This is a genomic window from Kitasatospora sp. NPDC048715 (assembly GCF_043198905.1).
GTDB lineage: Bacteria > Actinomycetota > Actinomycetes > Streptomycetales > Streptomycetaceae > Kitasatospora > Kitasatospora lactacystinica.
Window position 1 is genome coordinate 271,739 of sequence record NZ_JBICVH010000004.1, and the last position, 21,668, is coordinate 293,406.

Annotated in this window: 17 protein-coding genes; 10 read left to right on the forward strand and 7 right to left on the reverse strand. The window is 74.6% G+C overall.

The genetic code is table 11. The features are described from left to right. Positions 1-15: 15 nt before the first annotated feature. The 9 genes from ACGFSC_RS10240 to ACGFSC_RS10280 all read left to right on the forward strand — a co-directional run bounded on the left by ACGFSC_RS10240 (position 16) and on the right by ACGFSC_RS10280 (position 13,758). Positions 16-576, forward strand: coding sequence for a pyridoxamine 5'-phosphate oxidase family protein (locus tag ACGFSC_RS10240; RefSeq protein WP_359915043.1), 561 nt, complete (start codon positions 16-18; stop codon positions 574-576). A gap of 186 nt (positions 577-762) precedes the next feature. Beyond that, the gene (locus ACGFSC_RS10245; RefSeq protein ID WP_359915040.1) at positions 763-1,719 is read left to right on the forward strand and encodes a WYL domain-containing protein; all 957 of its coding nucleotides are present in this window, start codon (positions 763-765) and stop codon (positions 1,717-1,719) included. A gap of 246 nt (positions 1,720-1,965) precedes the next feature. Beyond that, positions 1,966-3,642: an acyclic terpene utilization AtuA family protein gene (locus ACGFSC_RS10250; RefSeq protein ID WP_392862987.1), complete on the forward strand. Its 1,677-nt coding sequence runs from the start codon at positions 1,966-1,968 to the stop codon at positions 3,640-3,642. Further along, complete coding sequence (locus tag ACGFSC_RS10255; protein ID WP_359915035.1) at positions 3,639-5,237, forward strand: carboxyl transferase domain-containing protein; 1,599 nt, start codon at positions 3,639-3,641, stop codon at positions 5,235-5,237. Before ACGFSC_RS10250 ends, ACGFSC_RS10255 begins: the two co-directional genes overlap by 4 nt. Before the next feature lie 15 nt (positions 5,238-5,252). Next, entirely contained in the window at positions 5,253-7,271 is a 2,019-nt protein-coding gene (locus tag ACGFSC_RS10260; RefSeq protein ID WP_359915032.1) for a biotin carboxylase N-terminal domain-containing protein, read from the forward strand. Positions 7,272-7,283: 12 nt separating this feature from the next. Next, positions 7,284-8,456 carry an acyl-CoA dehydrogenase family protein gene (locus tag ACGFSC_RS10265; protein WP_359915029.1) on the forward strand — a complete coding sequence of 391 codons (1,173 nt, stop codon included), beginning with the start codon at positions 7,284-7,286 and terminating at the stop codon, positions 8,454-8,456. 345 nt (positions 8,457-8,801) lie between these two features. After that, positions 8,802-10,400 (forward strand): 4-coumarate--CoA ligase family protein, encoded by a 1,599-nt coding sequence (locus ACGFSC_RS10270; RefSeq protein WP_380631201.1) that lies wholly within the window; start codon positions 8,802-8,804, stop codon positions 10,398-10,400. 113 nt (positions 10,401-10,513) lie between these two features. Beyond that, entirely contained in the window at positions 10,514-11,134 is a 621-nt protein-coding gene (locus ACGFSC_RS10275; protein ID WP_359913666.1) for a TetR/AcrR family transcriptional regulator, read from the forward strand. 146 nt (positions 11,135-11,280) lie between these two features. Continuing rightward, positions 11,281-13,758, forward strand: coding sequence for a SpoIIE family protein phosphatase (locus ACGFSC_RS10280; RefSeq protein WP_359913663.1), 2,478 nt, complete (start codon positions 11,281-11,283; stop codon positions 13,756-13,758). 68 nt (positions 13,759-13,826) lie between these two features. Here ACGFSC_RS10280 and ACGFSC_RS10285 read toward each other — a convergent pair whose 3' ends face one another. From ACGFSC_RS10285 to ACGFSC_RS10315, 7 genes are all read right to left on the reverse strand, one after another. Continuing rightward, positions 13,827-15,398, reverse strand: a complete 1,572-nt coding sequence (locus tag ACGFSC_RS10285) for an MFS transporter (RefSeq protein ID WP_359913660.1) — start codon at positions 15,396-15,398, stop codon at positions 13,827-13,829. Then, on the reverse strand, positions 15,395-16,042 hold the full coding sequence (locus ACGFSC_RS10290; RefSeq protein WP_359913657.1) for a TetR/AcrR family transcriptional regulator: 648 nt from the start codon (positions 16,040-16,042) through the stop codon (positions 15,395-15,397). The genes ACGFSC_RS10285 and ACGFSC_RS10290 overlap by 4 nt, the downstream gene beginning before the upstream one ends. Before the next feature lie 175 nt (positions 16,043-16,217). Beyond that, positions 16,218-16,610 (reverse strand): cell division protein SepF, encoded by a 393-nt coding sequence (locus tag ACGFSC_RS10295; RefSeq protein WP_359913654.1) that lies wholly within the window; start codon positions 16,608-16,610, stop codon positions 16,218-16,220. 282 nt (positions 16,611-16,892) lie between these two features. Beyond that, positions 16,893-17,405: a DinB family protein gene (locus tag ACGFSC_RS10300; RefSeq protein WP_359913652.1), complete on the reverse strand. Its 513-nt coding sequence runs from the start codon at positions 17,403-17,405 to the stop codon at positions 16,893-16,895. Positions 17,406-17,484: 79 nt separating this feature from the next. Further along, positions 17,485-18,201: a VTT domain-containing protein gene (locus tag ACGFSC_RS10305; protein ID WP_359913650.1), complete on the reverse strand. Its 717-nt coding sequence runs from the start codon at positions 18,199-18,201 to the stop codon at positions 17,485-17,487. 62 nt (positions 18,202-18,263) lie between these two features. Beyond that, positions 18,264-19,034 (reverse strand): dienelactone hydrolase family protein, encoded by a 771-nt coding sequence (locus tag ACGFSC_RS10310; RefSeq protein ID WP_359913648.1) that lies wholly within the window; start codon positions 19,032-19,034, stop codon positions 18,264-18,266. Between the two features lie 95 nt (positions 19,035-19,129). Further along, positions 19,130-20,374, reverse strand: coding sequence for an MFS transporter (locus ACGFSC_RS10315; RefSeq protein WP_359913645.1), 1,245 nt, complete (start codon positions 20,372-20,374; stop codon positions 19,130-19,132). A 109-nt stretch (positions 20,375-20,483) separates the two neighbouring features. On the opposite strand from ACGFSC_RS10315, the gene ACGFSC_RS10320 reads away from it, so the two are divergent. After that, a complete protein-coding gene (locus tag ACGFSC_RS10320) occupies positions 20,484-21,668 on the forward strand; it encodes an ROK family transcriptional regulator (protein ID WP_359913642.1) in 1,185 nt (394 codons plus the stop codon).

Sequence of the window (21,668 nt, forward strand, 5' to 3'; positions counted from 1 at the left end):
GGAAGAAGGACCCCCATGCGCGAAACACCCGACGAGCTGCGCCGGCTCCAGGCCCTCCTCGACACCTCGCTCTCCCGCTCCACGGCGCACCTGCGGTCGATCATCAGCAGCGAGCGCACCCTCACCGCCGGGCAGCTCACCGGCGTGCTCACCGGCATGTGCACGCTCGCGCTGTCCACCGTGACGGTGAAGGGCGAGCCCCGGATCAGCGGCGTGGACGGGCACTTCCTGCACGGCGCGTGGCACTTCGGCACCGCCCGGGGCGCCGCCAAGGCGCGGCACCTCGCCGCCCGGCCCGCCGCCAGCGCCGCGCACCTGCGCGGGGAGGACCTGGGCGTGTTCACCCACGGCACCGTGGAGGTCCTCAACCCCCACGACGGCGAGCCGGCCGCGGACTGGCCGGACCTGCTCGCGTACTTCCGGGACTTCTACGGCGCCGACGCCTTCGACTGGGACAACGACGTGGTCTACTACCGGCTGCATCCGCACTGGATGGCCGCGTTCGCCCCCGACCCCGCCGAGCTCGGCGAGGCCGGCGAGGCCGGCCAGCTCGGCGGGAGGGCGGAGGAGGCCTGATCCCGCCCGCACCGGACCCGTGCGCACCGGACCCGTGCGCACCGGCCCCGTGCGCACCGGACCCGTCCGCACCGGGCCCGCCCCCGGGCCGGGGCGGGCCCACGGCGCCGCGCCCGGCGAGAATGGTGCCGGCGCCGCCGTGGGACCACCGGGGCCCGACGACGGCGGACGAGCGGAAGGAGCGACGTGCGGGCGAGCCGGGCCATCGCGCTGCTGCTGCTCCTCCAGTCCCGGCGGGCGATGACCGCCGCGGAACTCGCGGTCGAGCTGGAGGTCTCCGAGCGCACCGTGCAGCGGGACGTCGCCGCCCTGGTCGAGGCCGGGGTGCCGGTGTACGCCGAACGCGGCCGGGGCGGCGGCTACCGACTGGTCGACGGCTACCGCACCCGCCTCACCGGCCTCGAACGCGCGGAGGCGGAAGTCCTGCACCTGGCCGGCCTCCCGGGCCCGCTGCGCGACATGGGCCTGGCCGGGCGGGCCCTGGCCGCCCGGCTGAAGGTCGCCGCCGCGCTCGGCGACGCCCCCGCGGCCGCCGTCCAGCGGTTCCACCTCGACGCACCGGCCTGGTTCCGCGAGGCCGGGACGCCCGCGCTGCTCGCCGAGGTGTCGCGCGCGGTGTGGGAGGACCGGGTGCTCCACGCCCGCTACGCGGCGCGCGGTGGCACCCGGGACCGGCGGCTGGAGCCGTACGGCCTGGTCCTGAAGGCCGGGCAGTGGTACGCCGTGGCGCGCGGGCCCTCCGGCCGGTTCGGCTCGTACCGGGTGGACCGCTTCGAGACCGCCGAGGCCGGCGAGGAGCGGTTCGAACGCGACCCGGAGTTCGACCTCGCCGAGCACTGGGCCGCGGCGGCACGGGAGTTCACCCGCGCCATGCTGCGCGAACGGGCCCTGGTGCGCCTGAGTCCGTTCGCCGTGGAGAACCTCGCCGTCCTGCTGGAAGCGACCGCCGCCGCCGACGCCCTCGCCACCGCGGGCCCGCCGGACGCCGACGGCTGGGTCACCGTGACCCTGCCGGTCGAGAGCTGGGACATCGGCTTCTTCGAACTCCTCCGCCTCGGCCCGGAGGCCGAGGTCCTCCAACCACCCGAATTCCGCGCCCGCCTCGCCGAGGCCACCCGCCGCGCCGCCGCCCTCTACACCTGACGGGCGGCCCCCGGGGAAGCGCCCGGCCGGTCGCGGCCGGCAACGGCGGAGGGCCGCGAGCAGCACAGGTGCAAGAAAACAAGCAAGCATGATTGCTTTTTTCTGTCGACGGTGCCACGCTGCTGCCCGGTGGCGCCCGTCCGAGGACGCGCCCAACTCACCGGCAGGGGAGGCGCCTTGGTGCGCGACGGCACGGTACTGCGGATCGGCAACGCCTCGGGGTTCTACGGGGACCGCTTCACCGCGATGCGGGAGATGCTCACCGGCGGGCCGCTGGACGTGCTCACCGGGGACTACCTGGCCGAGCTGACGATGCTGATCCTCGCCCGGGACCGGCTGAAGGACCCGTCGCTCGGCTACGCCCGGACCTTCCTGCGCCAGATGGAGGAGTGCCTCGGCCTGGCCCGCGAACGCGGCGTGAAGATCGTGGTCAACGCGGGCGGCCTCAATCCGGCCCGGCTCGCCGATGAGCTGCGGGCGCTGGCGGGGCGGCTCGGGGCCGAGACGGCCGTCGGCCATGTCGAGGGCGACGACCTGCTTCCGCGCCGGGCCGAACTCGGCCTGCCGGGCGGTCTGCTGGCCGCCAACGCCTACCTCGGCGGGTTCGGCATCGCCGCCTGCCTGGCCGCCGGCGCCGACGTGGTGGTGACCGGCCGGGTGACGGACGCGGCACTGGTCGTCGGCCCCGGGATCGCCCACTTCGGCTGGACCCCGGAGGACCTGGACGCCCTGGCCGGCGCCGTGGTGGCCGGGCACGTCCTGGAGTGCGGCGCCCAGGCGACCGGCGGCAACTACGCCTTCTTCCGCGAGCACGACGTCACCCGGCCCGGTTTCCCGCTCGCCGAACTGCGCGCCGACGGCTCCAGCGTGATCACCAAGCACCCGGGCACCGGCGGCGCCGTCACCACCGGCACCGTCACCGCCCAACTCCTGTACGAGACCGGCGGACCGCACTACCTCGGCCCGGACGTCACGGCCCGGCTGGACAGCGTGCGGCTCACCGGGGAGGGCCCGGACCGGGTCCGGATCGACGGCGTGCGCGGCGAGGCCCCGCCGCCCACCCTGAAGGCGGGCCTCAACCGGCTCGGCGGCCACCTCAACGAGGTGGTGTTCGTCCTCACCGGCCTGGACATCGAGGCCAAGGCCGACCTGGTGCGGCGGCAGTTCGCCGACGCCCTGCCGTCCGACGCCCGGCCCGCCGAACTGCGCTGGACCCTGGCCCGCACCGACCACCCGGACGCCCCGACCGAGGAGGGCGCCTCCGCCCTGCTGCGGCTGGCCGCCCGCGACCCGGACCCGGCCAAGGTCGGACGCGAACTCGGCAAGGCGGCCGTCGAGTTGGGTCTCGCCGGGTACCCGGGCTTCCACCTCACCGCCCCGCCCGGACCGGGCGCGCCGTACGGCGTGTTCAGTGCCGCGCACGTCGACGCGAAGGCCGTCGAGCACACCGCCGTGCTGCCGGACGGCCGCCGGATCGCCGTACCGCCGGCGCCCGTCACCACCGCGGCCCAACAGCCCCACCGGGCCCGCCCGGTGGAGGCCGAGCTGCCCGAACCGCTGCCGGCCGGCCCCACCCGGCGGGCGCCGCTCGGCCTGGTGGCCGGCGCCCGCAGCGGCGACAAGGGCGGGGATGCCAACCTCGGTGTCTGGGCCCGCTCCGCGGACGGCTGGCGCTGGCTGGCGCACGCCCTCACCGTCGAGCGGCTGCGCGAACTCCTTCCGGAGACCGCCGGGTTGAGCGTCACCCGGCACGTTCTGCCGAACCTGCGCGCGGTCAACTTCACCCTCACCGGCCTGCTCGGCGAGGGCGTCGCCGCCCGGCACCGCTTCGACCCGCAGGCCAAGGCCCTCGGGGAGTGGCTGCGCTCGCGCCACCTCGACATCCCGACCCTGCTCCTGGACAGCCCGGAGGCCCCGCTGTGACCGTCCTGACCACCCGTGTCGACCCGGCCGGGCCCGATCACGCCGAGCACCGCGCCGCGATGGTCGCCAAGCTCGCCGAACTCGACGCCGAGCACGCCAAGGCGCTGGCGGGCGGCGGCCCCAGGTACGTGGACCGCCACCGCAAGCGCGGCAAGCTGCCGGTCCGCGAGCGGATCGAGCTGCTGGTCGACCCGGACTCCCCGTTCCTGGAGCTGTCCCCGCTGGCCGCGTGGGGCAGCGACCACCCGGTGGGCGCGGCCCTGGTCACCGGGATCGGCACGATCGAGGGCGTGGAGTGCGTGATCACCGCCAACGACCCGACGGTGCGCGGCGGCGCCAGCAATCCCTGGACCCTGCGAAAGGCCCTGCGGGCCAACGAGATCGCGCTGAACAACCGCCTCCCGCTGGTCAACCTGGTCGAGTCGGGCGGCGCCGACCTGCCCAGCCAGAAGGAGATCTTCATTCCCGGCGGCGCCCTCTTCCGCGACCTCACCCGGCTGTCCGCCGCCGGAATCCCCACCGTGGCCGTGGTGTTCGGCAACTCGACGGCCGGCGGCGCCTACGTGCCGGGCATGTCCGACCACACCGTGCTGGTCAAGGAGCGCGCCAAGGTGTTCCTCGGCGGCCCGCCGCTGGTCAGGATGGCCACCGGAGAGGAGGCCGACGACGAGTCGCTGGGCGGCGCCGAGATGCACGCCCGCGTCTCCGGCCTGGCCGACCACTTCGCGGTGGACGAGGCGGACGCGCTGCGGATCGCCCGCCGGATCGTCGCCCGGCTCGACCACCGCAAGCCCGGCCCCGGCCCGGACCGGCTCGCCGAACCGCCCGCGTACGACGAGGAGGAACTGCTCGGGATCGTCCCCGGCGACCTCAAGGTGCCCTTCGACCCGCGCGAGGTGATCGCCCGGATCGTCGACGGCTCCGACTTCGACGAGTTCAAGCCGCTCTACGGCACCAGCCTGGCCACCGGCTGGGCCCGCCTCCACGGCTACCCGGTCGGCGTGCTGGCGAACGCCCAGGGCGTGCTGTTCAGCCAGGAGTCCCAGAAAGCAGCCCAGTTCATCCAGCTGGCCAACCAGCGGGACACCCCGCTGCTCTTCTTGCACAACACCACCGGCTACATGGTCGGCAGGGACTACGAGCAGGGCGGCATCATCAAGCACGGCGCGATGATGATCAACGCGGTCGCCAACTCGAAGGTCCCGCACCTGTCGGTCCTGATGGGCGCCTCGTACGGGGCCGGCCACTACGGCATGTGCGGGCGGGCCTTCGAGCCGCGGTTCCTGTTCGCCTGGCCGAGCGCCAAGTCCGCGGTGATGGGCCCGCAGCAGCTCGCCGGAGTGCTGTCGATCGTCGCCCGGCAGTCCGCCGCGGCGAAGGGACAGCCCTACGACGAGGACGCGGACGCGGCGATCCGGGCGATGGTCGAGCAGCAGATCGAGGCCGAGTCGCTGCCGGTGTTCCTCTCCGGCCGGCTCTACGACGACGGCGTGATCGACCCGCGCGACACCCGGACGGTGCTCGGCCTGTGCCTGTCCGCGATCCACAACGCGCCGGTCGAGGGCGCGCGCGGCTACGGCGTCTTCCGACTGTAAAGGACCCCCGAGACGATGATCACCAATCTGCTGGTCGCCAACCGGGGTGAGATCGCCCGCCGGGTCTTCCGCACCTGCCGGGAGCTCGGCATCGCGACCACCGCCGTCCACTCCGACCCGGACGCCGGCGCCCCGCACGTGCGCGAGGCCGACGCGGCCGTCCGGCTGCCCGGCGCCGCGCCCGCCGACACCTACCTGCGGGCCGACCTGATCGTCCGGGCCGCGCTCGCCGCCGGGGCCGACGCCGTCCACCCCGGCTACGGATTCCTCTCCGAGAGCGCGGACTTCGCGCGGGCCGTGCAGGACGCGGGACTGCTCTGGATCGGCCCGCCGCCGGCCGCGATCGCCGCGATGGGCTCCAAGACCGCCGCCAAGGAGCTGATGGCCGCGGCCGGGGTGCCGGTGCTCGGCGCGCTGACCGAGCCCACCGAGGCCGACCTGCCCCTGCTGGTCAAGGCCGCGGCGGGCGGCGGCGGGCGCGGCATGCGGGTCGTCCGGAGCCTGGCGGACCTCCCCGGCGAACTGGCGGCCGCCCGCGCCGAAGCGGCCAAGGCCTTCGGCTCGGACGAGGTGTTCTGCGAGCGCTACCTGCCCGCCGGACGGCACGTCGAGGTCCAGCTGCTGGCCGACGCCCACGGCACCGTCTGGGCGGTCGGCGACCGCGACTGCTCGCTGCAGCGGCGGCACCAGAAGGTGATCGAGGAGGCCCCGGCCCCCGGCCTGCCCGCGGAGGTGCGCGCCGGCCTGCACGCGGCGGCCCGCGAGGCGGCCAGGGCGATCGGCTACACGGGCGCCGGCACCGCGGAGTTCCTGCTCACCGGGGACGGCCGGTTCTTCTTCCTGGAGATGAACACCCGCCTGCAGGTCGAACACCCGGTCACCGAGGCCGTCACCCGGCTGGACCTGGTGGCGCTGCAGCTCGCCGTCGCCGAGGGGGAGGCGCTGGCGCCCGAGCCCCCGGCCTCCGGCGGCCACGCGATCGAGGCGCGGCTCTACGCCGAGGACCCGGCCAAGGACTGGCAGCCCGCGACCGGGACCCTGCACCGGCTCGAACTCACGCTCCCGTACCAGGAGTTCACCGGAGCCGGAGCCGGAGCCGGAGCCGGAGCCGGAGCAGGCACAGGCACAGGAGCCGGAGCAGGCGCAGGTGCAGGAACGGGCACGTTCACCGGACGAGGCACCGGACTGCGGCTGGACTCCGGAGTGGAGGCCGGCAGCGAGATCACCCCGCACTACGACGCGATGCTCGCCAAGGTGATCGCCTGGGCGCCCACCCGCGCGGCCGCCGCCCGCCGGCTCGCCGACGCGCTCGCCCGCGCCCGCATCCACGGCCCGGCCACCAACCGGGACCTGCTGGTGCGCGCCCTGCGCCACCCGGCCTTCCTGGCCGCGGAGCTGCACACCGGTTTCCTGGCCGAGCACGCGGCCGAACTCACCGCCCCGGACAGCAAGGGCGCCGACCGCGCCGCGCTGGCCGCCGCCCTCGCCGACGCCGCGGGCCGCCGCGGCGCCCTGCCCTCCGGCTGGCGCAACCTGCCCTCGCAGCCGCAGCTCAAGCGCTACCGGGCCGAGGACGGCACCGAGTCGGCCGTCCGCTACCGGCTGACCCGCGCAGGTCTGCTGGCCGAGGACCACCCGGGCGTCGAACTCGTCGAGGCCGCGCCGGACCGGGTGGTGCTGTCCGAGGACGGGCTGCGACGCACCTACCGGGTCGCCCGCTACGGCGACCGGGTGCACGTCGACACCCCGGCCGGCGGCACCGTGCTCACCGCCCTGCCGCGCTTCCCCGACCCCACCGTCCGCACCGAGCCCGGCGCGCTGCTCGCCCCGATGCCCGGCACCGTCGTCCGGGTCGTCGCAGCTGTCGGGGACACCGTCACCGCCGGCCAGCCGCTGCTGGTGCTGGAGGCGATGAAGATGGAGCACCGCGTCGCCGCCCCGGCCGACGGCACCCTCGTCGAACTGCGCGCCACCCCCGGCCGGCAGGTCGAAACCGGCACCCTGCTGGCCGTCGTCCAGCCCATCGAAGCCTGAGGAAGGACCCGCATGTCCACCATCGGCAGTCAGCTCCTGGAGACCCCCGAGCGCCAGGCCCTGCGCCGGGCCGTCGGCGACCTCGGCCGCCGCTACGGCTCCGCCTACTACCTCGCCAAGGCCCGGGCGGGCGAACCCGCCGACGAGCTGTGGGCGGACGCCGGCAAGGCCGGATACCTCGGCGTCAACCTGCCCGTCGAGTACGGCGGCGGGGGCGGCGGCATCACCGACCTCGCCATCGTCCTGGAGGAGCTCGGCACCGCCGGCTGTCCGCTGCTGCTGCTCATCGTCTCGCCGGCGATCTGCGGCACCGTGATCGCCCGCTACGGCACCGAGGAGCAGAAGCGCCGCTGGCTGCCGGGCCTGGCCGACGGCAGCCGCCGGATGGCCTTCGGCATCACCGAACCGGATGCCGGCTCGAACTCCCACCGGATCTCCACGGTGGCCCGCCGGGACGGCGAGGACTGGCTGCTGACCGGCCGCAAGGTGTTCGTCTCCGGTATCGACCACTGTGACGCGGTGCTGTTCGTGGCCCGCACCGAGGACGCTCGTACCGGCAAGCTGAAGCCCTGCCTGTTCATCGTCCCGCGTGAGACCCCCGGCTTCGAGTTCCGGGCGATCCCGATGGAGCTCGTCGCCCCGGAGAAGCAGTTCCAGGTCTTCCTGGACGACGTCCGGCTGCCCGCCGACGCCCTGGTCGGCGACGAGAACGCGGGCCTGCTCCAGCTGTTCGCCGGCCTCAACCCGGAGCGCGTCCTCACCGCGGCCTTCTCGCTCGGCCTCGCCCGCCAGGCCCTCGGCAAGGCGGTCGAGTACGCGAAGACCCGCACGGTCTGGTCCACCCCGATCGGCGCCCACCAGGGCCTGGCCCACCCGCTCGCCCAGTGCGCGGTGGAGATCGAGCTGGCCCGGCTGATGACCCAGAAGGCCGGGCTGCTCTACGACGCGGGGGAGGACCTCGCCGCCGGGGAGGCCGCCAACATGGCCAAGTACGCCGCTGGCGAGGCCGCCGCCCGTACCGTCGACCAGGCGGTGCAGACCCTCGGCGGCAACGGCCTGACCCAGGAGTACGGGCTGGGCGCGCTGCTGGCCGCCACCCGGGTCGGCCGGGTCGCCCCGGTCAGCCGGGAGATGGTGCTCAACTACGTGGCCCAGCACACCCTCGGGCTGCCGAAGTCGTACTGATGCACGAGACCTCGCCCAGGTGTGCGATCGAGCCGGTGCTGTCCCCGGTGTGCTGCGGCCGGTCCGAGGGCGGTCGCCGGGGCGTCGGGCGCGAGCGCGGGGAGCCGGATCCCGGGTGAGTGGCGCGGCGGGCGGCGGTGCTCACCCGGACGGTCCATTCGAGCCCGTGGTGCACACCGTCCCGTCGGGCGCCCCCCGGGAGCAACCGCGCCACGCACGGACGGTCATGGGTTCCCCACAATGGCCGAGCCGGACCCCCGACTGTCCGTATGCTCCTGAACGCGCCCCGCACGGAACTGCTCGCCGGTTTTGTTGCTACGTCAACTTCCTTACTGGAGGCTCACCTTGGTGTTCCGCAGCGAGTTCCCCGACGTCTCCGCGGTCGACCAGCCGATCCACGAGGCGGTACTCGGCGCCGCGCACAGGTACGGCGACCGCCCGGCCCTGATCGACGGCGTCACCGGCGAGAGCACCAGCTACGCCCAACTCGCCGCCGCCGTCGAGCGGGTGGCCGCCGGGCTGGCCGAGACAGGCGTGCGCCGCGGTGACGTCGTCGCCCTCTTCAGCCCCAACTCGACCGCCTACCCGATGGCCTTCTACGGCGCGACCAGGGCCGGCGCCACCGTCACCACGGTCTCCTCCTTCGCCAAGCCCGCCGACCTGGCCGGCCAGCTGCGCGACAGCGGCGCCCGCTGGCTGGTCACCGTCTCCGCCTTCCTGCCGACCGCCCGTGCGGCCGCCGAACTCCTCGCCGAACAGGGCCACCCGCTGGCCGGGACCGTCGTCCTGGACGGCGCCGAGGGCCACCGCTCGCTCGCCGACCTGCTGGCCGCCACCGGCCCCGCCCCCGAGGTGACCATCGACCCGGGCGAGGACATCGCCGTGCTGCCGTACTCCAGCGGCACCACCGGCCTGCCCAAGGGCGTGATGCTCACCCACCGCTCGATCGCCACCAACCTCGCCCAGTGCGACGCCCTCTACCGCCCCGCCGAGGGCGAACGGGTGCTCGCCGTCCTGCCCTTCTTCCACATCTACGGGCTGGCCGCGCTGCTCAACCAGCCGCTGCGCTGCGGCGCCACCGTGGTCGTGCTGCCCCGCTTCGACCTGGAGCAGTTCTGCCGCACCGTCCAGGACCACCGGGTGCAGGCCCTGGTGGTCGCCCCGCCGATCGCCCTCGCACTGGCCCGGCACCCGATCGTGGACCAGTACGACCTCTCCTCCGTCGAGTACCTGCTGTGCGCCGCCGCCCCGCTGGACCATGAACTCGCCGACGCCTGCGCCCGGCGCCTGGGCCTGCCGCACCTGCTCCAGGGCTACGGCATGACCGAGCTCTCCCCGGTCACCCACGTCGTCTCCCCGCGCGAGGGCGACCCCTCGCCCGGCTCGGTCGGCCGGATGGTCCCCTCCACCGAGCTGCGGATCGCCGCCCTGGACGGCTCCGACGGCGACCTCGGGCCCGGCGAGCGCGGCGAGCTGCTGATCCGCGGCCCGCAGGTGATGAAGGGCTACCTCGGCCGCCCCTCCGAGACCGCCGCGGTGGTCGACGCCGACGGCTGGCTGCACACCGGCGACGTCGGCTTCGTGGACGAGCGCGGCTACCTGCACATCGTCGACCGGGTCAAGGAACTGATCAAGTACAAGGGCTACCAGGTCGCCCCCGCCGAGCTGGAGGCCGTCCTGCTCGGCCACCCGCAGATCACCGACGCCGCCGTGATCGGGGTCCCGGACGCCGAGGGCACCGAGTGCCCCAAGGCCTTCGTGGTCCGCGCCCCGGGCAGCGCCCTGACCGAGGAGGAGGTCACCGGGTACGTCGCCGGGCAGGTCGCCCCGTACAAGAAGGTCCGCGCGGTGGAGTTCGTGGACGCCGTCCCCAAGTCCGCGGCCGGCAAGATCCTCCGCCGCGAACTGCGCGCCCGCGAGGCCGGGCGCGCCGGCGTCCGCTGACCGGACCGGGCCGCCCCGGCGGCCGAAGACCGGCGCCCGTCTGTGAGGATCTTCCTGCCGCGCCCCGACCGGGACCCGCCGCGCCCCGATCGGAACAGGAACCGCCCGCCGCCATGACCAGCCACCCCGCCGCCCGCGCCCCGCAGCAGGACCGCAGCCGAGCCACCCGGGCCCGGCTGCTCGCGGCGGCCGTGGAATGCCTGGCCGAACTCGGCTGGCACGGCTCGACCGTCACCGTCGTCGCCGAGCGGGCCGGGGTCTCCCGGGGCGCGGCCCAGCACCACTTCCCGACCCGCGAGGACCTCTTCACCGCGGCCGTCGAGCACGTCACCGCCGAGCGGCTGGCAGCCGTCCGCGCCCACGCGGACGAACTGCCGGCCGCCGGGCCGGACCGCACCGGGGCCGTGGTCGACATGATCGTGCGCCTCTACACCGGCCCGCTGTTCCGCGCCGCCCTGCACCTGTGGACCGCCGCCGCCACCGAGGAGGTGCTGCGTGAGCGGATCATCGCCCTGGAGGGCCGCGTCGGCCGGGAGGCCCACCGGGCCGCCGTGGAGTTCCTGGACGCCGACGAGAGCCGCCCCGGCGTGCGCGAATCCGTGCAGGCCACACTGGACCTCGCCCGCGGACTGGGCCTCGCCAACCTGCTCACCGACGACAGCCACCGACGTTCCGGAGTGATCCGGCAGTGGGCGGGCGTTCTGGAGAGTACGCTGCGGCCGGTACGCCCATGACGCCCGTACAACCGGAGCGGCCGGACGCCCCCTGACCAAGGGGTCGCCGGGCGGCCGATGTCCGTGCAGTCTGGAGAAGAATCCCGGCCGGCACGGACCGCGAGGCCCCCGGCCGGGCACGAGCCGAACCGGGGTGCTGCCTGATCATGCACGGACACGAGTGGGACGCGACCGACGCCGCCCCGGCACCGGGCGGCAATCCCGGACGTTCCGACGGCACGTACCCCGAAGGCCATCGGCTCGTCCCGCTCGCCACGGCGCTGCTCCAGGACGACGGACTGATCCTGCACTGGAGCGAGGACGCCGAGGCCCTGCTCGGCTACTCCTCCGAGGAGGCCGTCGGCAGCTACGCCGCCCAACTGCTCACCGACGAGTCCGACCGCTCCGAGGTGCTCGGCCTCTTCCAGCGGATCATGGGCGGCAGCGGCTGGTCCGGGGTCTTCCCGGTGCGCCACCGCGACGGCCACAAGGTCGACCTGGAGTTCCGCACCTACCCGATCGCCGGACCGGGCGGCACCCTGCTGCTGCTCGCCACCGCCTCCGACACCCGCGCCCTGCACGCCGTCGAGGCCGACCTCGCGGTGCTGGACGGCGTCTTCGACCGCTCGCCGATCGGCATGGCCGTCTACGACACCGAACTGCGCTACATCCGGATCAACGAGGCGCTGGCCCGGATGAACGGAGTGCCGGTCGCCGCCCACCTCGGCCGCCGGATATCCGCCGTGCTGCCCGGCATCAACAGCGCCGAGATCGAGCAGATCATGCGTCAGGTGCTGAGGACCGGCAAACCCGTGGTGGACGCCCGCTCGCACGGAAGGGTCCCCGGCGACCCCAAGCGGGACCACGCCTGGTCCGCCTCCTACTTCCGGCTGGAGGACTCCACCGGCCGGATCTTCGGGGTCTGCTCCTCGATCATCGACGTCACCGAGCGCTTCCAGGCCGAGGCCCGTGCCGCCCGCGCCCAGGAACGGCTCGCCACCATCGCCGAGGCGACCGCCCGGATCGGCACCACCCTCGACCTCCAGCGCACCGCCGAGGAGCTGATCGAGGCGGTCGTCCCCCGGTTCGCCGACTTCGCCACCGTCGACCTGCTGGAGCCGGTGCTGCGCGGCTCCGAGCCCACCGTGATCCCCTCCGACCGGAACATCACGCTGCGTGCCGTCGCCGTCGGGGAGTCCTACGAGAGCGGCCTCGCGCACGCCGTGGACGTGGTCGGCGAGACCTCCGAGTACTCCCCGGACCGCAGCTACGTCCAGTGCCTGCGCAGCGGGAAGCCGCTGCTGCGCTCGCACGTGGACGAGGAGGCGCTGCGCGGCCTGGTGGCCAGCGAGGACCGGGTGGCCCCCGGCATAGCGGCGGGCATCCACTCGTACCTGATGGTGCCGATCACCGCCCGGGGCATGGTGCTCGGCGGCTCCGAGTTCATCCGGATGCGCAACCCCGAGCCGTTCACCGCCGCCGACGTCGCCCTCGCCGAGGAACTGGTCGCCCGCACCGCGCTGGCGCTCGACAACGCCCGGCTCTACCGCCGCGAGCGGGAGACCGCGCTCACCCTCCAGCGCAGCCTGCTGCCGCAGGAGGTGCACCGCACCCTCGGCCTGGAGATCGCCTACCGCTACCTGCCCAGCAGCGTGGTCAGCGAGGTCGGCGGCGACTGGTTCGACGTGGTGCCGCTGTCCTGCGGGCGGGTCGCCCTGGTGGTCGGCGACGTGATGGGCCACGGCATCCGGGCCGCCGCCACGATGGGTCAGCTGCGCACCGTCGCCCGGACCCTCGCCACCCTCGACATGCCGCCCGAGCAGGTCCTCACCCGGCTGGACGAGACCGCCACGGGGATCGGCGAGGGCCAGTTCGCCACCTGTATCTGCGCGGTGTACGACCCGCTGGAGCGCACCGTCCAGATCGCCGCGGCCGGGCACCTGCCGCCGGTCCGGGTGGGCCCCGACGGCACCGCCGCCCGGGTGGACGTGCCGCCCGGGGTGCCGCTGGGCGTCGGCGGGGTGGCCTTCGAGTCGATCGAGTTCGACATTCCCGAGGGCGGCATGGTCGCGCTCTACACCGACGGCCTGGTCGAGCGGCGCGGCCAGGACCTGGACGCCGGCATCGACCTGCTCGCCCGCACCCTGTCCGGCCCCGGCCGGACCCTGGAGGAGAGCTGCGACGCCGTCCTCGCGGCGCTGGTCACCGACGGCACCGAGGACGACATCGCGATGATCATGGCCCGGGTGCTGCCGCTGCCCGCCGACCGGATCGCCACCCTGCCGCTGTCCGGCGGGGGCCGGGTGCCCGGCAAGGCCCGCCGCTTCACCCGCGCCACCCTGGAGGCCTGGGGCCTGTCGGCGCTCACCGACTACGCCGAGCTGCTGGTCAGCGAGCTGGTCACGAACGCCCTGCTGCACGCCGACGCCCCGCGCCGGCTGCGGCTGTTCCGCGACCGGGTGCTCACCGTGGAGGTCTCCGACGCCGGCGGCCAGACGCCCCAGCTGCGCCCGTTCGCCGAGCAGGACGAGGGCGGACGCGGGATGTTCCTGGTCAGCGAGCTGGCCCAGCGCTGGGGCAGCCGGCTGACCCGGGACGGCAAGGTGGTCTGGGCGGAGCTGGAGCTGCCCTTCGGGGCTTCCTGAGGGAACGGCCGCTCCGCAGACGGGAACGGCCGTTCCCCCGGCGGGGAAACGGCCGTTCCCGGGCACTGCTACGCGGTGACCTTCGGCTGCTCGGCCGGTGCGTCGACCGCGCCCTGCGAACCGGTCGCCGCCCCCGGCTTCGGCTCGGACAGCCCGCGCAGCAGCCGCCAGGCCATCACGGCCGCACCGGCCAGCAGCGCGGCGGCCAGCAGCCCGGCGCTGTTCATGCCGTTGACGAAGGACTCCCGGGCGCTCGCCAGCAGCGGCCGGGCGAGCTCCGGCGACAGGCCCTGCGCCGTCTCGACGGCCGAGCCCAGCGATTCGCCGGCCCGGGCGGCCGCCGCCGGGTCCGTCCCGGCCGGGACCGCCAGCCCGCTCGCGTAGATCGAGCCGACCACCGAGCCCACCAGGGCGATGCCGAGCGCGGTGCCCAGCTCGTACGCCGTCTCCGAGACCGCCGAGGCGGCCCCGGCCTTGTCGGCGGGCGCGGCGGTCAGCACCAGGTCGGCGCCGAGCGTGTAGACCACGCCCTCGGCCGTCCCGACCAGCAGGAAGGAGGCGGCCAGCAGCAGGTAGGTGGTGTCCTGCGACAGCCAGCCGAGCGCGCCCACGCCCAGTCCCATCGCCAGCAGGCAGGCCGTCAGCGCCTTGCGGGCGCCGAAGCGCCGGGCGATCGCGGCGGTGAGCAGACCGCCGGCCACCGAACCCGCGAAGGCGGGCAGCTCGGCCAGGCCCGCCTGGAGCGGCTGGTAGCCGCGGACCAGCTGGAGGTACTGCGAGACCACGAAGATCACGCCGGAGAGCCCGACCAGGGAGATCAGCGAGGCCGAGACGGCCGCCGTGAACCGCCGGTCGCGGAACAGCCGGACGTCGAGCAGCGGGGTCTCCAGCCGCAGCTGGCGGCGGACGAAGAGGAACAGCGCGGTGGCGCCGAGGACGAAGGTGACCGGCACGTCCCAGCGGTCCACGCCGTGCGCGGCGGCCTCCTTGATCGCGTACACCGTGCCGATCACGCCGGCCATCGACAGCAGCACGCTCAGCACGTCCCAGCGGCCCGGCTTCGGGTCCTTGGACTCCGGCAGCAGCCAGGCGCCGGACACCAGCAGCAGGATCAGCACCGGGATGTTCAGCAGGAACACCGAACCCCACCAGAAGTGCTCCAGCAGCACCCCGCCGACGACCGGCCCGAGGGCGGCGCCGGCGGTGGCGGCCGCGCCCCAGATGCCGATCGCGGTGGCCCGCTCCCGGTCGTCCGGGAAGAGGCCGCGGATCAGCGAGAGCGTGGACGGCATGATCGTCGCCCCGGCCACGCCGAGCAGCGCGCGGGCCAGGATCAGCCAGCCGGCGCTCGGCGCGTAGGCGGCCAGCAGCGAGGCGGCGCCGAAGGCGGCGGACCCGGCCAGCAGCAGCTTCTTGCGGCCGATGCGGTCGCTCAGGGCGCCCATGCTGACCAGCAGGCCGGCCAGCACGAAGGAGTAGGAGTCGCCGATCCAGAGCAGCTGGGTGCCGCTGGGGCGCAGCGTCTCGCTGATCGACGGGATGGCGAGGGAGAGGACGGTCGCGTCCAGGGCGACCACGGTCACGGCCAGGACGAGGACGGCGAGGCCGGTCCAGCGCTGGCGGGCGGTCAGGGTGTTCATGGCTTATCGGTGTCCGGCCTGTGGTCGGAAGTGCTGTGGACAGGGGTGGCGGTGCTGTGGGCGGTGCTGCCGGCGGTGGCGCCGGCGGGGGTGCGGGTGTCCGGTCTGCGCAGCGCGCCGCCGAGGAACAGTTCGGCGAGCGAGAAGGCGGCGTCGCGCGGGGCGAGCCGGCCGTCCTGGATGGACCAGCCGACGCCGGCCACCAGGTCGAAGAAGGCCTCGCTCAGCCAGGCGGCGCTCAGTTCGATGCGGAACACGCCCTGCTGCTGGCCGCGCAGGAAGAGCGCGTGCAGCCGGGCGATCTGGACCTCCCAGAGGTCGTTGATGTCCTCGTGCTCGTAGAGCTGGTTCTCGCCGGCCAGGAAGGCGCAGAGCATGGCGTCCGGGACGGAGGCGTCCACCAGGCGGCGCAGCGCGGCCTCGGCGTCGCCCCGCTCGACGTCGGCGGTGTCCAGCGCGGAGGCGAAGCGGCGCAGCCCGAGCAGGCCGATCTCGCGGATCAGCGCGTCGCGCCCCGGGAAGAGCCGGTGCAGCGTGGCGCGGCTGATGCCGGCGGCGCGCGCGATCTCGTCCAGGTGGGCGGTCGGGCGGCGGGAGAGGACGCCGACGGCGGCTTCCAGGACAGTGTCGCGATCGGTGGCCATGCATCGAGTCTAGTTCACATGAGACGCAGATGTCTCATTCTTTTGTCCGGGCTCTCAGGTGAGGCGTCGGGTCTCGGTGGGCGGGCAGCAAAAAACCGGGGACGGTGGGTGTACCGTCCCCGGTCCGGGGTGCCGCCGCTGTCGGCCGGAGCTTCAGCCGTCGCCGGGCGGCGGCTCAGCTCTGGTTGTAGAAGCCGGTCTCGTCCATCGGGCGGTCGATCACCATGACCTCGACGTCGGCCGGGGTGAGCAGGAAGACCCTCCGGGCGATCCGCTCGATGCCGCCCCTGGTGCCGAAGATCAGCCCGGAGGCGAAGTCGACCATGCGCTTGGCCTCGGCCTCGTTCATCTCGGTGAGGTCCATGACCACCGGGATGCTCGCCCGGATGTGCTCACCGACCGTCCGGGCCGCCTCGAAGCCCGTCGGCCGCAGGGAGACGATCTTCGTGGGCGCGGGGGCGGCCGGAACCGTCTCCTGATCCACCCACTCGTCGTCGTACACCGCGGCCGGGTAGTTCCCCGAGGGCATCAGCCACCCGTTGTGGTGCTCGTCGCGAAGTGCTCCCATGCCGCGCCTCCCTGCCTCGTCCCGTCCTGGTCCCCCGGGGTCGCGTGCCGTTCTTGACACGTCATCCACTCGTCGGAACTGTCCGAGTATCGCACTGTTCACCGGTCCCGTGCCCGCTCGCAACCCCCGTACGAGTCGTGCCGCGCCGGAAACCCGGGCGAACCCGGGCACTTCCAGTGACGCGGCGCGGCACCGTACGGTTGCGCGCGTTGACCTTATCGGTCGCGGTCACGGCTTAATTGACCTTCTGTCAACAATGAGGAAACGATTTCACCCGTCGCGTCACTCGCCGGTCGCGCCGTCGATCAATTCGCGCAGAAGATCCGCGTGGCCGTTGTGTCGCGCGTACTCCTCGATCATGTGGGTGAGGATCCAGCGCAGCGTCACCGGCTGTCCCCGGCGCGGGTTCTTGCCGACGGTGTCCAGCGGCAGGCCGGCGACGGCGAGGCGGGCGGCCTCGACCTCGGCGCGCCAGGTGGCGAAGTCGGCCGCGACGTCGGCGGTGTCGACGTCGTCGAAGTCGGCGTCCTCGTGCTCCTCGGTCCAGAAGTGCCCGGTGATCTCCCGGCCGAGCAGGACGGACTGGAACCAGTACAGCTCCACCTCGGCCATGTGCCGGACCAGGCCCAGCAGCGAGAGGCTCGACGGCGGGACGGAGCGCAGCCGCAGCTGGTCGTCGGTCAGATCCTCGCACTTGAGGGCGAGGGTGCGGCGGTGGTAGTCGAGGAAGGCGGTCAGGGTGGCAGCCTCGTCGGCCGTCATCGGCGGGTCCACCCGCGGGTTCGGTTCGGTCATGCGCGCCATCCTGGCGTCCGGTCGCGCGCGGGCGCGTGCGATTTTGCTCCCGGCTCTGCTGCCGGCCCCGTGGAGCGGCTCAGCCGGCCGTCGCCCGGCGGCGGGTCCGGACCGTCCGCCAGAGGCCCACCACGCTGCCCAGCACCAGCAGGGCGATCACCCCCGCCGACAGCAGGAAGGCCGCCGAGCCCGGCCGGCCCGCGCTGGCCGCCGCCGTGACGTACACCGCGGTGGTCGGCACCACGCCGATCGCGGTGGCCAGCACGAAGGGCAGGAAGCGGACCCCGGAGAACGCGGCGCCGTAGTTGGCCGCCTGGAACGGCATCCCGGGCAGCAGCCGCAGCACCAGCACGCTGCGGAAGCCCTGCTCGGTGAACCGCCGGTCCAGCGCCCCGAGCACCTTCCCGCGCAGGTACGGGCGCAGCGCCTCCCGGCCGAGGCCCCGGCCGAGCCCGAAGGCCAGGGCCGCGCCCACGGTGGTGCCGAGCACGGCCAGCAGCACGCCCTGCTGGATGCCGAGCAGCAGACCGGCCACCGCGTTCAGCGCCGGCCGGGGTACGAAGGCGAGCGTCCCCACCGCGTAGACCAGGGCGAACAGCGGGCCGAACCAGTACCCCGGCATCCGGTCCGCCAGCCCGCCGGACAGCAGCTCCGTCGGGCTCCACAGCAGCAGCGACCCGGCCGTCGCCGCGAGCATCACCACCAGCAGCGCGAACCGCCACCACGGGGAACGCGGTGCGACGGCGGGCGCCTGCGGCACGGCGGGCGGCACGGGAACGGCATCGGGCTCGAACACCGCCCGAGCCTAACCGGTGCCCGGGCCCCGCCGGCGCCCCGGGCCGACCCGCGGGACGGACCTCAGCTCGGTCGGGAGAGGAACCCCAGCAGGCGCTGCCACGAGTCGCGGGCCGCGTCGGCGTGTTCGACGGCGGCGAGCTCGAAGAAGTTGTGGGGTGCCCCCGGATAGCTGACGAACTCGTGGGGGCAGCCGGCCGCGGTGAGCGCCGCGTCGAAGGCCTCGACGGCGGCGGCCGGGATGTGCTCGTCGGCGCCGCCCCAGAAGGCGAGCACCGGGGCGGTCAGCCCCTCGGCCAGTTGGGTGGGCCCGGGGGCGCCGTTGAGGGTGTCCGGGTAGCCGTAGTAGCCGACCGCGCCGGCCAGGCCGAAGCGCGGGGCGGCGGTGCGGAAGGCCTGTCGGCCGCCGAAGCAGAAGCCGAGCGCGACCACCTCGGCGGGCCCGGCGGCGCGCAGCCGTTCCAGTGCGGCGGTGATGTCGGCGTCCAGTCCTGCGGGGGTGAGCGCGAGCAGGTGGGGGAGCAGGTTCGGCATTTCGCCGAATTCCGCCGGGCGCTTTTCCGGGGCGGCTCCGGCGGTGCGGCCGTAATAGTCGAGGACGAGGGCCGGGTGGCCGTGTTCGGCGAGCCGGGCGGCGGTCCGGCGGTAGAACGGGGAGAGGCCCCTGTTGTCCGGCAGGACGAGCACTCCGGGCCCGGTGGCGGTCTCCGGCCGGGCCAGGAAGGCACCGAACCGGGTGCCGTCGGCCGAGGTCAGGGTGAGTGGGGCGGCCTCGGCCAGGGGCCACGGGGCGGGGCCGAGGACGGGCGGGGCGGCGTCCGGGTCGTAGCACACGGGGGAATTCCTCTCGCGGAGCACGAAAACCGCCGGGCGCGGTGTGCGCCCGGCGGTTCGAGACCTTAGCGGGAAATTCCCTCAGGAATTCATCATCATATCGCGGAGAGATCTTTTCCGGAAGGCTTTTCCGGTGACATTGCGGTCACGTTCTCACCGCCGGAATTCCGTTCGGCCAGCCGCAGCGCCCCGGCGCTCAGCAGCAGGGCGCAGGCGAGCGCGGTGACCAGGCCGAAGGAGACGGTCAGCGAGGTGGCCTGGGCGAGGGCGCCGATGACCGCGGGGGCGATCAGGCCGGAGGTGTAGGTGACGGTCGCGACGCCCGCGATGGCCTGGCTGGGGTTGGTGCCGATCCGGCCGGCCGCGGCGAAGGCGAGCGGGACGATCACCGCGATGCCGATGCCGATGAGGGCGAAGCCGGGGATGGCCAGTGCCGGGCTGTCCGCGGCGACCACCAGCAGGCCGCCGACGGTGGCGACGGCGCCGCCGATGCGGGTGGTGCGGACGGCGCCGAGGCGGCGGATCGCCGCGTCCCCGGCGAGCCGGCTGACCGCCATGGTGAGCGAGAAGGCGGTGTACGAGGCGGCGGCGACGGTGGCCGAGGCGCCGGTGACGTCCCGCAGGTAGACGCCGCTCCAGTCCATCGAGGCGCCCTCGGCGAAGACCGCGCAGAAGCCGACCAGTCCGATCACCAGCGAGCTGCGCGGCGGCAGCGCGAACCGCGGCGGCTCCTCCGCGCCCTCGTGCGCCCGGAGGTCGGGCAGGCCGCGGCAGACGGGCTGGGCGAGCGCGAGCAGGACCAGCGCGGTGACGGCGAGCTGGATCCGGGCGTCGAGGTCCAGGTGGGCGGCGAGGATGCCGAAGGGGGAGGCCAGCAGTCCGCCCGCGCTCCACATCCCGTGCAGCCCGGACATGATCGAGCGGCCGAGCCGCTCCTCGATCTCCACGCCCTGGGCGTTCATCGCGACGTCGGCCATCCCGGAGGTGGCGCCGTACGCCAGCAGGGCCGCGCACAGCACCGGCAGCGAGGGGGCGAGTGCGGGCAGGGCGAGGGACAGGCACCAGAGCGAGATCAGCCCGCGCACCGCGGCCCGGCCGCCGTAGCGGTGCACGAAGCGGCCGGCCAGCGGCATGGCGAGGGAGGAGCCGACGGCGGGCATGACCAGGGCCAGGCCGAGCTGGCCGGTCGAGAGGTCGAGGTGGTGCTGGATCCAGGGGATGCGGGTGACGAAGCTGCCGGTGACGGCCCCGTGCACCAGGAAGGTCAGGGCGATGCTCCTCCGGGCCCGGCGGGGCGCGGCCAACGGCTCCGGCGGTGGTGGTGCGGTGGTTCCGCTCATGGGTTCTTCCCTCCCGGTCGCGCGGTGAGGGGCGCGACAGTGCCCTGTGACGGTCGCTAAATTATCAGGAAGGGACCCTGATAGAAATGCTCTGGAAGGATGAGCTGCCATGACCACCGCGCGTACGGCCACGCCGAGTACCGCCCGGGCGATCAACGACCGGTTGGCGCTCAACCTCCTGCTCGAACAGGGCCCCCTGACCGCGACCGAGCTGCGCGACCTCACCGGCCTCTCCCGGCCGACCGTCGCCGACCTGCTCGAACGCCTCCAGCGCACCGGACTGGTGGCCGTCGTCGGCGAGCGCGGCGAACAGCGGCGCGGCCCCAACGCCCGGCTCTACGCGCTGGTCGCCTCCCGGGCCCACCTCGCCGCCTTCGACGTCCGCTCCGGCGGCGTCAGCCTGGTCGTCGCCGACCTGGCCGGGCGCGGCCTGGCCACCGCCGAGGTCCCGGTCGAGGGCGACGGCGGGCCGGACACCGCCGGGACCATCGTCGCCGCCCTGCTGGACACCGCGCGCGGCGTCGGCGTCGAACGGCTGCACACCGTCGCGGTCGGCGCCCCCGGACTGGTCGACCAGGCCACCGGCCGGCTGCAGAGCACCGGCAAGCTCCCCGCCTGGCACGCCGAACTCCTCGCCGCGCTGCGCGAGCTGCCCGGCACCGAGGTGATCCTGGAGAACGAGGTCAACCTGGCCGGGCGGGCCGAGTACCGGGTCGGTGCCGCGCGCGACCGCGACACCTTCGTACTGCTGTGGCTCGGCCACAGCGTCGGCGCCGCCGTGATCCTGGACGGGCGGCTGCGCCGGGGCTTCTCCGGCGGCACCGGCGAGATCTGCTTCCTGCCCGTTCCCGGCACCGTCGCCCTGCCCAGCGCCGACAGCTGCGAGGGCGGCTTCCACAGCCTGGTCGGCAGCGCCGCGATCTGCGCGCTGGCCCGCGCCCACGGGCTGCCCGCCGGCCCGGCCGGGGACGCCCCCGCCGCCGAGGCCGCCGTACGGGCCGCCCTGGCGGCCGGCGCGGCGGGCGAGGTCTTCCTGGACGAGCTGGCCGAGCGGATCGCGATCGGTGCGGCGAGCGTCTGCGTGGTGCTGGACCCCGGCTGCGTGGTGCTCGGCGGCGAGGTCGGCCGGGCCGGCGGCCCGGAGCTGGCCGGACGGGTCGAGCGGCGGCTGGCCCGGCTCTCCCCGCTGAGCACCGAGGTGCGGGCCGGCACGGCGGGCGGCGGCGCGGTGCTCGCCGGGGCGGTGCTCACCGCCGGGGACGCGGTGCGGCGCGACCTCTTCGGCGAGCCGTGA

Excerpts from the sequence above, each read along its gene's own strand:
- ACGFSC_RS10240 (WP_359915043.1), top strand. The coding sequence starts at position 16 with ATGCGCGAAACACCCGACGAGCTGCGCCGGCTCCAGGCCCTCCTCGAC.
- ACGFSC_RS10250 (WP_392862987.1), top strand. The coding sequence starts at position 1,966 with ATGCGGGAGATGCTCACCGGCGGGCCGCTGGACGTGCTCACCGGGGAC.
- ACGFSC_RS10260 (WP_359915032.1), top strand. The coding sequence starts at position 5,253 with ATGATCACCAATCTGCTGGTCGCCAACCGGGGTGAGATCGCCCGCCGG.
- ACGFSC_RS10265 (WP_359915029.1), top strand. The coding sequence starts at position 7,284 with ATGTCCACCATCGGCAGTCAGCTCCTGGAGACCCCCGAGCGCCAGGCC.
- ACGFSC_RS10275 (WP_359913666.1), top strand. The coding sequence starts at position 10,514 with ATGACCAGCCACCCCGCCGCCCGCGCCCCGCAGCAGGACCGCAGCCGA.
- ACGFSC_RS10280 (WP_359913663.1), top strand. The coding sequence starts at position 11,281 with ATGCACGGACACGAGTGGGACGCGACCGACGCCGCCCCGGCACCGGGC.
- ACGFSC_RS10285 (WP_359913660.1), bottom strand. The coding sequence starts at position 15,398 with ATGAACACCCTGACCGCCCGCCAGCGCTGGACCGGCCTCGCCGTCCTC.
- ACGFSC_RS10290 (WP_359913657.1), bottom strand. The coding sequence starts at position 16,042 with ATGGCCACCGATCGCGACACTGTCCTGGAAGCCGCCGTCGGCGTCCTC.
- ACGFSC_RS10295 (WP_359913654.1), bottom strand. The coding sequence starts at position 16,610 with ATGGGAGCACTTCGCGACGAGCACCACAACGGGTGGCTGATGCCCTCG.
- ACGFSC_RS10300 (WP_359913652.1), bottom strand. The coding sequence starts at position 17,405 with ATGACCGAACCGAACCCGCGGGTGGACCCGCCGATGACGGCCGACGAG.
- ACGFSC_RS10315 (WP_359913645.1), bottom strand. The coding sequence starts at position 20,374 with ATGAGCGGAACCACCGCACCACCACCGCCGGAGCCGTTGGCCGCGCCC.
- ACGFSC_RS10320 (WP_359913642.1), top strand. The coding sequence starts at position 20,484 with ATGACCACCGCGCGTACGGCCACGCCGAGTACCGCCCGGGCGATCAAC.